General features: G+C 70.7%; 9 protein-coding genes. 5 read left to right on the forward strand and 4 right to left on the reverse strand.

Annotated elements, in window-relative coordinates; translation table 11 throughout:
* Positions 1 to 134: 134 nt before the first annotated feature.
* From ACWC9T_RS23950 to ACWC9T_RS23960, 3 genes are all read left to right on the forward strand, one after another.
* Positions 135 to 836: a response regulator transcription factor gene (locus ACWC9T_RS23950; protein WP_449823094.1), complete on the forward strand. Its 702-nt coding sequence runs from the start codon at positions 135 to 137 to the stop codon at positions 834 to 836.
* Position 837: 1 nt separating this feature from the next.
* Positions 838 to 2,265, forward strand: coding sequence for a sensor histidine kinase (locus ACWC9T_RS23955; RefSeq protein ID WP_449823095.1), 1,428 nt, complete (start codon positions 838 to 840; stop codon positions 2,263 to 2,265).
* 553 nt (positions 2,266 to 2,818) lie between these two features.
* Positions 2,819 to 3,217 carry a plastocyanin/azurin family copper-binding protein gene (locus tag ACWC9T_RS23960; protein WP_449823096.1) on the forward strand — a complete coding sequence of 133 codons (399 nt, stop codon included), beginning with the start codon at positions 2,819 to 2,821 and terminating at the stop codon, positions 3,215 to 3,217.
* Positions 3,218 to 3,434: 217 nt separating this feature from the next.
* On the opposite strand, the gene ACWC9T_RS23965 is transcribed toward ACWC9T_RS23960, so the two are convergent.
* Positions 3,435 to 3,923, reverse strand: coding sequence for an inorganic diphosphatase (locus ACWC9T_RS23965; protein WP_449823097.1), 489 nt, complete (start codon positions 3,921 to 3,923; stop codon positions 3,435 to 3,437).
* A gap of 302 nt (positions 3,924 to 4,225) precedes the next feature.
* Here ACWC9T_RS23965 and ACWC9T_RS23970 point away from each other — a divergent pair, with 302 nt between their 5' ends.
* Positions 4,226 to 6,694, forward strand: coding sequence for a sodium-translocating pyrophosphatase (locus ACWC9T_RS23970; protein WP_449823098.1), 2,469 nt, complete (start codon positions 4,226 to 4,228; stop codon positions 6,692 to 6,694).
* Between the two features lie 184 nt (positions 6,695 to 6,878).
* Here ACWC9T_RS23970 and ACWC9T_RS23975 read toward each other — a convergent pair whose 3' ends face one another.
* The 3 genes from ACWC9T_RS23975 to ACWC9T_RS23985 all read right to left on the reverse strand — a co-directional run bounded on the left by ACWC9T_RS23975 (position 6,879) and on the right by ACWC9T_RS23985 (position 10,976).
* Positions 6,879 to 7,331: a cupredoxin domain-containing protein gene (locus ACWC9T_RS23975; RefSeq protein ID WP_449823099.1), complete on the reverse strand. Its 453-nt coding sequence runs from the start codon at positions 7,329 to 7,331 to the stop codon at positions 6,879 to 6,881.
* A gap of 221 nt (positions 7,332 to 7,552) precedes the next feature.
* Positions 7,553 to 8,272 (reverse strand): AMP-binding protein, encoded by a 720-nt coding sequence (locus ACWC9T_RS23980; protein WP_449823100.1) that lies wholly within the window; start codon positions 8,270 to 8,272, stop codon positions 7,553 to 7,555.
* Positions 8,273 to 8,312: 40 nt separating this feature from the next.
* Positions 8,313 to 10,976, reverse strand: a complete 2,664-nt coding sequence (locus ACWC9T_RS23985; protein ID WP_449823101.1) for a SpoIIE family protein phosphatase — start codon at positions 10,974 to 10,976, stop codon at positions 8,313 to 8,315.
* Between the two features lie 739 nt (positions 10,977 to 11,715).
* Here ACWC9T_RS23985 and ACWC9T_RS23990 point away from each other — a divergent pair.
* A complete protein-coding gene (locus ACWC9T_RS23990) occupies positions 11,716 to 12,111 on the forward strand; it encodes an aggregation-promoting factor C-terminal-like domain-containing protein (RefSeq protein WP_449823102.1) in 396 nt (131 codons plus the stop codon).
* The last annotated feature ends 98 nt before the right edge of the window (positions 12,112 to 12,209 follow it).

Here is a 12,209-nt window from a genome sequence, read left to right on the forward strand (position 1 = left end):
GACAACCTGACCGTTGCCTGACAGCGGGCGATCCGGGCGCGTGGAACCCGAGAGCAGCGCGGCGCGTTGTCGCCGTGGACAACGCGATCTTGTGATGGGTACCTGCTATGCACTCCGCTTCGTCGGCACACGGTTTGCCACTGCTCCGAGGGGCCGGGCAGCGGCTGCTGGTGGTGGACGACGACCCGATGCTCTCGGAGCTGCTGGAGACCACCCTGGGCCTTGCCGGGTACCGGGTCGTGACGGCGGACAGCGGCGCCGCCGCCCTGCGGGCCTACCGGGCGACTCCGGTGGACCTGCTCGTGCTGGACGTGATGCTGCCCGACCTGGACGGCTTCGCCGTCTGCCGGAGGCTGATCGAGAGCGGGGCACAGCTGCCCGTGCTGTTCCTCACGGCACGGGACTCGGTCGAGGACCGGGTGGCGGGCCTCGCCATGGGTGCCGACGACTACCTCACCAAGCCGTTCAGCGTTCCTGAACTGCTCGCCCGGGTGCACGCCCTGCTGCGCAGGGCCGGTACGACGGCGGGGCCCGCTCCGGTCCTGCGCTTCGCCGATCTGTCCATGGACGAGCGCAGCCGGCGGGTCCACCGCGGAAACCGCCTGGTCGGCCTGTCGCCGACCGAGTACCGGCTCCTGCGGTACCTGCTGGTCAACGCCGACCACGTGGTGTCGAAGGACCAGATCACGCACCACGTCTGGCAGCACCATTTCAGCGAGGGTGTCGTCGAGAAACTCGTGTCCCGGCTCCGGGCGAAGGTGGATGTCCAACCGCCGGCCTTGATCCACACGGTGCGCGGCTTCGGCTACAGCCTTCGGCTGCCCGAAGGCGGCTGACGTGGCCCGGGCATGGCGCGGCTCACTGCGGGCGCGGCTGATCGCGGGGGTCATCCTGCTCGCGGCCCTGGGCATGGTCGCCGTCAACGCCGCTTCGCTGATAGGCCTTCGCCTGTACCTCATAGAGGCCGCGGACGCCCAGCTCAGCCAGGCCCGTACCGCGATCCAGCAGCACCTCACGAGCCGGACCACCCCGATCAGCGCGGCCGACCTCAACTCGCTGCTGCCCGGCGGCGCCTACCTCGCGCTGCTCGACCAGAACGGCGCAGTGGTGGCACAGACGGCGGCAGGAGGCCTCGACGGCCGCCCCATACCGCGGCCCGACCTGCCCGCGCCGGTCCCCGCCGGGTTCGCCCGGCACGCCGTCACGGTCTCGGGCCGTGGCGCACCCACGGTCAGGTACCGCGCCCTGAGTTTCCCTGCCGGTGCACCGGCCGAGGTCCGAACGGCACCCGGCACACCCCCCGCGACGTTCAGCACCGTCGTGGCGGCCACGAGCCTCGGGCCCGGCGAGGACATCGTGTACTGGCTGATCGGCGCCGATGCGATCGCGACCCTCGCCGTGCTGATGGGAATCGCCCTACTCAGCCGCGGCGTGCTGCGGGTGAGCCTGCACCCGCTGCGGGACATGGCCGCGACCGCCACCGCGATCGCCGACGGTGATCCCGGCCAGCGCATCCAGGTCGCCCGGCCCGACTCCGAGCTCGGCGAGGTCGGCACCGCCCTCAACCGGGCGTTCGACGAGCGGCAGCGCTCCGAGGAACGGCTCCGGCAGTTCGTGGCCGATGCCTCGCACGAACTGCGCACCCCGCTGACCTCGATCAGCGGATGGGCCCAGCTGCACCTGCACGGACTGGCCCGCGACCCCGCGCTGCTCGAACGAGCCATGCTGCGGATCGAGAGCGAGGCCGCTCGGATGCACGCCATGCTGGAGGAACTGCTGTTGCTCGCCAGGCTCGACCAGGGCCGCCCGCTCGTGAGATCTCCGTTCGATCTGGGCCGCCTGATCACGGACGCCGTCGCCGACACCCGCCTCCTCGCCCCCGACCGGCCGATCGCCGTGGACGTCCCGGGCCGGATCACGGCCTGCGGCGACGAGGAACGGCTGAGGCAGGTGCTGCGCAACCTGCTGGACAACGTTCTGCGGCACACCCCTTCGGGAACGCCGGCAGCCGTGATGGTGCGTTCGCTCCTCGACGGCGCCATAGAGCTGGCGGTCACCGACGAAGGTCCCGGCATGGACCGCGAGACCGCGAGCCGCGTGTTCGAGCGCTTCTATCGTGGCGACGAAGCCCGCGGTCCCGGCGGCGCCGGACTCGGCCTCGGCATCGTCAAGTCGATCGCCGAAGCGCACGGCGGTACCGTCTCGGTGCGCACGGCGCCAGGACAGGGCACCACCTTCACCGTGACCCTGCCCGCTGCGTGGTGAGCCGCCCGCGTCGGCCGGTCAGCCGAGTGCCTCCTCGTGTGACGCCTGCTGTCAGTCCGGTGGCGACGTGTCGTCACCGGACTCGTTCGCGTCAGGCCCGGTCGCCGGGCGGCCGGGCGGCCGCGGGCCAGGTGCGAGCGGCGGCTACCGGGACGCGGCGAAGTCCTCGGTCCACCAAGGGCCGTTCGCGCCGAGGCCGCGGGCGTCGTAACGGAAAGTCACGGAACTATCGGTCCCGGGCGCGTGACACGGATTTCGCGCGCTGCGGGCAGTCGCTCCACCAGGCCGGACCGGGCAACGGCCAGGCCGTTCCACATGGGCAGAATACCCGTGGTACACCGCTGCGGCCATCCTGAGCGACCTTCTCAGGATGGCCGCAAACGGCCTCTCATATCCATCAAAGCAAGGAGTACGCTGGGCAATATCCGGATGCGCGACCCGCATCTGCCGGGTCGCGCGAGGATCCGCGCACAACGAATGGGTCGACATCATGACTCTTCACTCAGATACAGGCACACCGAGGAGAGCGCGCAAACGCCGCATCACCACGTTAATGGTGGCTGCCGCCACCGTGGGGGCCGTTTCCATGCTCGGCGCAGGGTACGGGAGTGACTCCGCCCAGGCAGCCGGTCAGCAGGCGCCCTCGGCAGCGGCTGCGGTGGTGTCCACCGTCTCCTTCAACGCTCCGAATGTACCTTCCGCCGTGCAGGTGGGAATCGTCGACTTCGCCTTCTCTCCGTCGACGCTGACCGTCAGCCAGGGCACCACGGTTACCTGGACCAACGACGGCGCGGTTCTGCACTCGGTGAAGAGCGACGGTCGTGGTCCGCTGCACTCGGGGCCGTTGAGTCCGGGACAGTCCTACAGCTTCCGGTTCAATTCGCCCGGGACCTACAGCTACTACTGCTGCTTCCACTCCTCCGTCATGCTCGCCAAGGTCATAGTGAGGTGATAACCCGTTGTTCGACCAAGAATTCCGCCCTGGCGATCGAACGAGGGTTTCCGCCCACGTGATCTTCCGTCGGCCAGGGTATGAAGGCAGGGCCTCCCGAACGGCTCGCACCGCCCACGGGAGGCCCCTACCGGAGTGGCAGTCGAGCGGATCAAGACATAGCCCCGGCATGTGGCATTTCCGTACGCCGAGGCTACCTCTCAGCAGCAGCTACCTCTCAGCGTGAGCTGCCGCCCGCGCGGGCGCGGGAAGCTTCGATCTCGGCGTACGCCTTGGCCTTGTCCTCCCAGTGCGAGCCCTCGACCGACTTCCCGGGTTCGAGGTCCTTGTAGACCTCGAAGAAGTGGGTGATCTCCATGAGGTCGTAGGACGGCATGTCGTCGATGTCCTGCAAGCGTGCGAAGCGGGGGTCGTGGGCGGGCACGCAGAGCACCTTCTCGTCCGGCCCCTTCTCGTCGGTCATCACGAACATGCCGATGGCGCGGCAGGTGACGAGGCATCCCGGAAAGGTCGGCTCGCCGACGAGGACGAGCGCGTCGAGGGGATCGCCGTCCCCGCCGAGGGTGTGGTCGATGAACCCGTAGTCGGCCGGGTAGCGGGTAGCGGTGAACAGCATCCGGTCGAGGTGGATTCGCCCGGTGTCGTGGTCCATCTCGTACTTGTTACGCGAGCCCTGGGGGATCTCGACGATCACCTCGAAGTCCATGGCGGTGTCCTCCTCGCGAGTCGTCGGCGTCGTGCGCCGCCACCGGCCCCCAGATCCCCATTCTCGGGCGGATCGGCTGCGGCCGCACGATCGGCCACCCTGTTGCACCAATGCTTTGGAGACCGCTGGGCACCGGGGGTTAGCCTCGCTCTGAACAGGGGCTTCGCCCTCTGGACGGTGCTGTCGCCTCAGCCACTCAGCGGGAGTGGGAACCCGGGAATCACCGCTGTTGGCACACTGCGCCGACCCGCCCGCGCGGTACAGCGCGCCGGGCGCACCAGCGCGACGTGAAGGAGGACGGAATGGCTGGGGTACAGGACGCCAGCGCACCCGCCGCACCGCATACCCTCGTGCCCCTCCCCGGGCGGGGTCTTCTCGCTGTCCGGACCGCGGTCGCACCCGTGCTGACCGGAGCGGACCGGACCCTCGTGGTCGCGGTCGCGGCCATCGCGGTCGGTGCCCTGCTGGTGGCCTGGGTGTTGGTACGGCAGGTGTTGGCAGCCGACGAGGGCACCGCGAAGATGCGGCAGATCGCTGAGGCGATCCAGGAGGGCGCGAACGCCTATCTGGCGCGCCAGTTCCGCACCCTGGGGGTCTTCGCCGGGGTGGTGCCTTTCGTGCTGTTGCTGCTCCCGGCGGACACCTGGGGGCAACGGATCGGCCGTTCGGTGTTCTTCCTGGTCGGGGCGGCGTTCTCGGCGGTGACCGGGTACGTGGGGATGCAGTTGGCGGTGCGCAGTAACGTCCGGGTGGCCGCGGCGGCGCGCGCGGCGACCGTGGTGGTGGGGGCGGCAGCTGAGGGGGAACCGCCGACCGGGCACCGGGCGGTGCGCCCGGTCTCGCACCGGGCCATGCGGATCGCCTTCGGCACCGGCGGGGTGGTCGGGATGTTCACCGTCGGGCTGGGTCTGCTGGGGGCCACGGTGGTGGTGCTGATCTACCAGGCGGACGCGCCGAAGGTCCTGGAGGGGTTCGGCTTCGGCGCGGCGCTGCTGGCGATGTTCATGCGGGTGGGCGGCGGGATCTTCACCAAGGCCGCCGACGTGGGCGCGGACCTGGTGGGCAAGGTGGAACAGGGCATTCCGGAGGACGATCCGCGCAACGCGGCGACGATCGCCGACAACGTGGGCGACAACGTGGGCGACTGCGCGGGCATGGCGGCTGACCTGTTCGAGTCGTACGCCGTGACCCTGGTCGCCGCGCTGATCCTCGGCCGGGCCGCGTTCGGCGACAAGGGGCTGGCGTTCCCGCTGGTGGTGCCCGGCATCGGGGTGCTCACGGCGATGCTCGGCATCGCCCTGGTTTCCCCGCGGGCCGGGGACCGCAGCGCGATGACCGCGATCACCCGCGGGTTCTTCGCCTCCGCCGTCGTGTCGCTGGCGCTGGTGGCCGGCGCGGTCTTCGCGTTCCTTCCGGCACGTTTCTCCGGTCTGCACGGGGTGCCGGTCGAGATCACCCGGCACCCGGGCAGCCCGCGGACGTTCGCTCTGGCCGCGGTGGCCATCGGAATCGTGCTGGCCGCCGTGATCCAGCAGCTCACCGGCTACTTCACCGAAACCACCCGCCGCCCGGTGCGTGATGTCGGCAAGACCTCGCTGACCGGGCCGGCCACCGTGGTGCTCTCGGGCATCGCCCTCGGCCTGGAGTCGGCCGTGTACTCCGCCGTGGCCATCGGCGCAGCCGTCTACGGGGCCTTCCTGCTCGGCGGCGGCTCGCTGATCCTCTCCCTCTTCGCGGTCGCGCTGGCCGGCACCGGGCTGCTGACGACCGTGGGCGTGATCGTGGCCATGGACACCTTCGGCCCGGTCTCCGACAACGCCCAGGGCATCGCCGAGATGTCCGGCGACGTCACCGGCCCGGGAGCCAAGGTACTCACCGAGTTGGACGCGGTCGGCAACACCACCAAGGCGATCACCAAGGGCATCGCCATCGCCACCGCGGTGCTCGCGGCCACCGCGCTGTTCGGCTCCTACACCGACGCCATCGGCACTGCCGAGGCGCAGATCGGCCCGGCCGCCCACGGGTCGAGCCTGAGCCTGGCCATCGATCAGCCCAACAACCTGGTCGGTCTGCTGGCCGGTGCCGCCGTCGTCTTCCTCTTCTCGGCCCTGGCCATCAGCGCCGTCTCGCGCTCCGCTGGCGCCGTGGTCTTCGAGGTCCGACACCAGTTCCGCACCCGGCCCGGGATCATGGACGGCACCGAGCGACCCGAGTACGGCCGGGTGGTGGACATCTGCACCCGCGACGCGCTGCGCGAGCTGGCCACCCCGGGCCTGCTCGCGATCATGGCCCCGATCGCCCTCGGCTTCCTGTTCGGCGTCGGCTCGTTGGCATCGTACCTGGCCGGTGCCATCAGCACGGGCACCCTGATGGCCGTCTTCCTGGCCACCTCCGGCGGCGCCTGGGACAACGCCAAGAAGCTGGTCGAGGACGGCCACCACGGAGGCAAGGGCAGCCCCGCCCACGCGGCCACCGTCATCGGCGACACCGTGGGGGACCCGTTCAAGGACACCGCTGGACCGGCCATCAACCCCCTGCTGAAGGTGATGAACCTGGTCTCGCTCCTGGTAGCCCCAGCCATCGTCGAACTCAGCTTCGGCCCTCGCGCCAACCTCGGCCTGCGGCTGGCCATCGCCATGGTGGCGCTGGCCGTCGTCATCACTGCGGTGTGGGTCTCCAAACGCCGTGGCATCGCTCCCAGCGCCGACGAGACGCCCCCAGACGCCCGAGCGCCGGAGGATCCCGCCCCCGTCCCGTCCTCGGCGACCTGATGAGGCCGGATCACCACCCAGGCCGATGACGGTACCCGGCCCGATCGGACGCCCGGTTACCGGCGATCACACACGCCCGATCAACTGCCCGTTACCGACTGCTGCGAGCAGACGGTAACGGGCAGTTGAGCAGAGTCGTAACCTCGGCGCGGCATTCCGTTCAGCCGGCCTCCTCCACCACGATCTACTGCACCACAACCGTGCCGTGCATGAACGGGTGGATCGAGCAGGTGTAATCGTATGTCCCGGACATGGTGAAGGTGTAGCTGTACGAGGCTCCTTGGTTCAGCGTCCCGGAGTCGAGCGGGCCGGAACCGCTACTGGTCACCGTGTGCGAGTCGGTGTCGCTGTTGGTCCAGGTGACAGTGGTGCCCTTGCTGACCGTGAGTGTGCTGGGCGAGAACGCGTAGTTCGCTATGGTGACTTGCTGTGCTCCGGCGGCCGGCGCCCTGGGCACGGCCGTCAGGACCGTCTGCGACACCGTGGACGCGGCGACCCCGTGCGATGGTGCGGCCACTGAGCCCCCGGCGCCGAGCGCGCCGAGTCCCGCGGCGACCGCAGCGGCCACCAGGGGTCTGGCGATCCGACGGCGCACGTTGTCCTTGCTCTTGGTGTTCCTGCGTGATATCTCAGTCATGATGCCCACCCGACGTGTGTTGGCTTTACGCAGGGCCCTTTTCAGCGTATCCCCCGCGCCGCCGGATGGGCATCTCAGCAGGTTGACTGCTCAGGACCGTTGCACCAGGTGCGACACCCGGCCCCCGCCCCCGACACATGAGAACCAACCACCGCCCAGGCCGGTGCCGTCCGGAAACTGCCGTGCCGGACGACACCGGCCGCGCTTCAGCCGGAAGGGGACTACCAACTGCCGTGCGACGGTATCGGGTTGAGCTTGGCGCTGAGCGCCGAGAGGAAGGTCGGGAGCTTGTCGACCACGGCTTTGGGGACCGGGGTCATTGAGGTTTCCGTTGAGGCTTCCGTTGAGGTTTCCATCGGTGATCCTAGGCTCGGGTGTCGTTGAGCCAGGCGGTCCACGCCTTGGTGGCCTGCTCCTCGTCGGCGTCCTCGGCGAACAGGCCGCCGGGGCATCAGCACCCGCTCGTGTCCGCCACCGCGCCATTCGGGGGTGAGCGCGAGGCCCACCACGTCGCGGTGGGTGACGGCCCAAGGGACTTCCACGCCAGACGAGTCGGGCTCGGCCTGGATCAGAGCGGTCAGCACGTCCTGGTTGAGCACCAGCGCGGCCCCGGTCTCCTGGAGGATCAGCTCGATCCGGGACGACGGGAAGCGCGAGTCGAGCGGCACGTAGGCGCCGCCCGCCTTGATGATCGCCAGGATCGCCACGACCAGCTCCGCCGAGCGGTCCAGCATGACCGCGACCGGCGTCTCCGGCCGCACGCCCTGACGGATCAGCGCCCACGCCAGGAGGTTGGCCTGCAGGTCGAGCTCCGCGTAGGTCAGCTCGGCGCCGCCCGCCACGACCGCGACCGCCTCCGGGGTGGCCCGCACCTGGCGGGCGAACAGCTCCGCGACTGCGGCCTCGGGCAGCTCGGCAACGGCCTGCGGCAGGCCGGTCATCCGGCCGCGCCGACGGGAGTGGCAGCGCCCGCGCTCCGGGCTACAGCAGCATCGCCTCGAACTGGAACTCGGGTGCGGTCAGTGGCTGCTCGGACCAGATGACCTTGCCGCGGGCCGTGTACCTGGTTCCCCACCGCTCGGCCAGCTGGGCCACCAGGAACAGGCCCCGGCCGCCCTCGTCCGTGGTGGCGGCATAGCGCAGGTGGGGGGCGGTGCTGCTGCTGTCGGAGACCTCGCAGACCAGTCTGGTGTCGCGCAGCATGCGGACGCGGATGGGCGCGGTGCCGTAGCGGATGGCGTTGGTGATCAGTTCGCTGAGGATCAGTTCGGTGGTGAAGGTCAGGTCCTCCAGGCCCCAGGCGGTCAGCTGGTCGGCGCATTCGTTGCGAATGCGGGAGACGGCGGCGAAGTCGCGGGGTACGTCCCAGGTGGCCACCTGGTCGGGCTCGAACAGGCGGGTGCGGGCGATGAGGAGGGCGATGTCGTCGCTCGGGCTTGGTGGGACCAGCGCGTCGAACACGGCCTGGCAGGTGGAGTCCGGGGACCCGTCCGCGTGGGCGTTCGCCAGGGAACGCTGCAGCGTGGCGAGTCCGCTGTCCAGGTCGCGGTCGCGGTTGGTGACGAGTCCGTCGGTGTAGAGGACCAGGTCGGTGCCGGGTGCCAGCTGGAGTTCGGTGGTTTCAAAGGGCAGGCCGCCCACGCCGAGCGGCGGCCCGGCGGGCAGGTCGACGAACTCCACGTTGCCGTCCGGGCGGACCAGCCCGGGCGGGGGGTGGCCCGCCCGTGTCATGGTGCAGTGTCCGGAGACCGGGTCGTAGATCACGTACAGGCAGGTGGCGCCCGTGACGCCGGCCGCCTCCTCGTCTTCGGTGGCCCCGCCGTGGTTGAGGTGGGCGACCAGTTCGTCGAGGCGGGCGAGCAGCTCGTCCGGGGGCAGGTCGAGGGCGGAGAAGTTGAGCACGGCCGTGCGCAGGCGGCCCATGGTGGCGGCGGCGTGCAGGCCGTGGCCGACGACGTCGCCGACGACCAGCGCCACGCGGAAGCCGGGCAGCGGGATGACGTCGAACCAGTCCCCGCCGACCCCCCGCTGCGCCGGCCGGTAGCGGTGGGCCACCTCCAGGGCGCTCTGCTCGGGCAGTCCCCGGGGCAGCAGGCTGCGCTGCAGCGTCTCGGCCATCCGGTACTCACGGGTGTAGCGGCGGGCGTTGTCCACGCACATCGCCGCGCGGGCGACCAGTTCTTCGGCGAAGGCCACGTCCTCCTGCCCGAACGGCTCGGACTGTTCCGCGCGCCAGAAGGTGACCGTGCCCAGGGTCAGGCCGCGCGCCCGCAGCGGCGCGGAGATCAGCGAGTGGACCCCGTACGCGAGGATCCGGTCGGCGGTCTGCGGGTCGCGCGCCCGCCAGGCCTGTGCCTGGTGCAGGTCGGCGGCGAGCGCGGCGTACCCGCTCTCCAGGGCGGTGGCCTCCGGTGTGCCGGGCAGCGAGCTGATCTGCGAGCCCACCGGGTAGAACGGCCGGTCCTCGCGGAGGCCGCTGGCGGCCACTCGGCGGATCCGCGGCCCCTGCGCGGCACCCAGACCCGGGGGCGGCTCGTCACCGCGCAGCACCGCCTCGGCCAGCTCGACCGTGGCGAAGTCCGTGAACCGGGGAACCGCCGTATCCGCCAGCTCCTGCGCGGTGCGCACCACGTCCAGGGTGGTGCCCACCCGAAGTCCCGCGTCGTACAGCAGCTTGAGTCGGGCCCGGGCCGCCTCGGCCTGTCCGGCCAGCGCCCGCAGCTCGGTGGTGTCCCGGATGGTCGCGACGTTGCCGGGCCCGCCGCCGAACGGCGCGGTGGGGCGGTTGTTGACGGCGAGCAGCCGGTCCCCGGCCGGGTGGACCTCGTCGGTGGCGACCCGCCCGGACGCCAGCAGCTCGGCCAGCCCGGGATCGAGCCCGAGCTCGGTGACCGGCCGTCCCTCCACCTCTGGCGGCAGCTCCAGCAGTCGCCGGGCCTCGTCGTTCGCCAGCAGCGCCCGCCCGTCCCCGCCGACGATCAGCACGCCCTCTCGGACCGCGTGCAGAACCGCGTCATGGTGTTCGTACATCCGCGTCATCTCGGCCGGGCCCAGGCCGTGCGTCTGGCGGCGCAGCCGCCGCCGCACCAGCACCGCCCCGCCCGTCCCCGCGGCCAGCGCGGCCACCGCACCGCCGAACAGGACCGGCAGCTGTCGGCTCGCCGCACTGCCCACGTGCGAGACGGTGTAGCCGACCTGGACCAGGCCGGCTACCGAACCGTCCGCTCTGGTGACCGGCGCGCTGCTTTCCACGACCCGTCCGATGGGCGCGGTGAAGCTGATGGTGATCGGCCCCTTGAGGGCCAGCTGGTACGGGCCGATGAGGTGCTGTCCGATCAGCTCGGGCTGGGCGGTCTGGGCGTAGCGGACCCCCTCGGGGCTGGCGATCACGACGTAGTCGAAGCCGCCCTTTTTCGTGATGTCCAGGGCCAGCGGCTGCAGCACCGCGGTCGGGTTGGCGCTGTCCAGAGCGTCCACCACCGTGGGGACCTGCGCCAAGGTGATGGCCGCGGCGCGCGTGCGGTGCTCGGCATCACTCGTGGCGTACCTCCGGGCCTGCAGGATGAATGCCGTCAGCGACGCGGCGACCAGCAGCACCACCACGACCAGCATCCACAGGAACACCTGCCCGGCGACACTGCGCACCCGCAGCCGCGAGCGCGGCCTACCCCGGGCGGACCGGTGTTCCCCCGGTCCGCCCGGTTCCGCATCCCCATGGGCATGGCTGTCCACTCCGTGCATCCAGGCCGTCCCCGCGCATCCGGATCATGACCCCTCCACGCTGCCACCCCGCCCGCGCATGTGCATGCGCGAAGCCGCTGGACGGCCGAACACACTGCCGGGCCGGCGCCCCGGAGCCGGAGGGCCCTGTCCGATGAACGCAACCCTGCGGGTGCCCCACGGCTTTCCGGGCGCCGCACGCCTCGCATCCGAGTGTGACGCGGGTCTCGGCCCAGGAAGATCACCTGCACTCAGAGCACGTGCGGCGCCCCAGCCAGTAACGGACAAACCGGGCAAATCCTGACATAAACCGTGAGCCCGCTCACACTTGAAAAGGTCAACGACGGGCGATAGTGGCCACTCCCGGCGCCACCCGTTACCCCCGACCGCGACATTTGCCCAGCTCAGCACAGTGGCCGACCGCGCAACCCGCCCCGCCAACCAACGACGGCCAACCCCTGAATACGACAGCGGATCGTAACAAGGGGGTCTTGTGGACGACCGATCCCAGCTGGCAACAATTGCTCCACCCAGCCACACCGGCTCCTGTCCCGCCGGTGAACGGCTCACTGCCAAGTCACGCCCCTGCGACCGTCATGGCCCCTGTCCGGCCACGGTCCAGGACGGGGCGTGACTCGGCCCAACCCGATTGAGGTCCAGGTCTATGCCCAGTTTCAAGATCCGTATGCGTACCTCCGCCGCGATCTTTGCCGGCGCCGCCAGTCTGACCGCCCTGGGTGCCGCCGTGGTCCCCGCCACCGCGAACGCCGCGGACGCCTCCCCGCAGGCGATCGCGGCCCGGATGGTGCCGGCGGACCAGCTCGCCTCGTTCAGCCAGATCATCTCCCACGAGTCCGGCTGGAACGTGACCGCGACCAACCCGAGCTCGGGCTCCTACGGACTGGGCCAGGCCCTGCCGGCCTCCAAGATGGCCTCGGCCGGCGCGGACTGGAAGACCAACCCGGCCACCCAGATCAAGTGGGCGCTGAACTACATGAACACCCGCTACGGCAGCCCGAACGCCGCCTGGGCCTTCTGGCAGACCCACCACTGGTACTGAGCTGACCCCTCGGCCCCCAGCAGCACACCCGCGACCTTGACCTCCCTCCCCCTCACCCCGGGGGCCGGACAGGGACCACTGGGATGACCCGACAGGGC

This window comes from Kitasatospora sp. NPDC001159 (assembly GCF_053598235.1).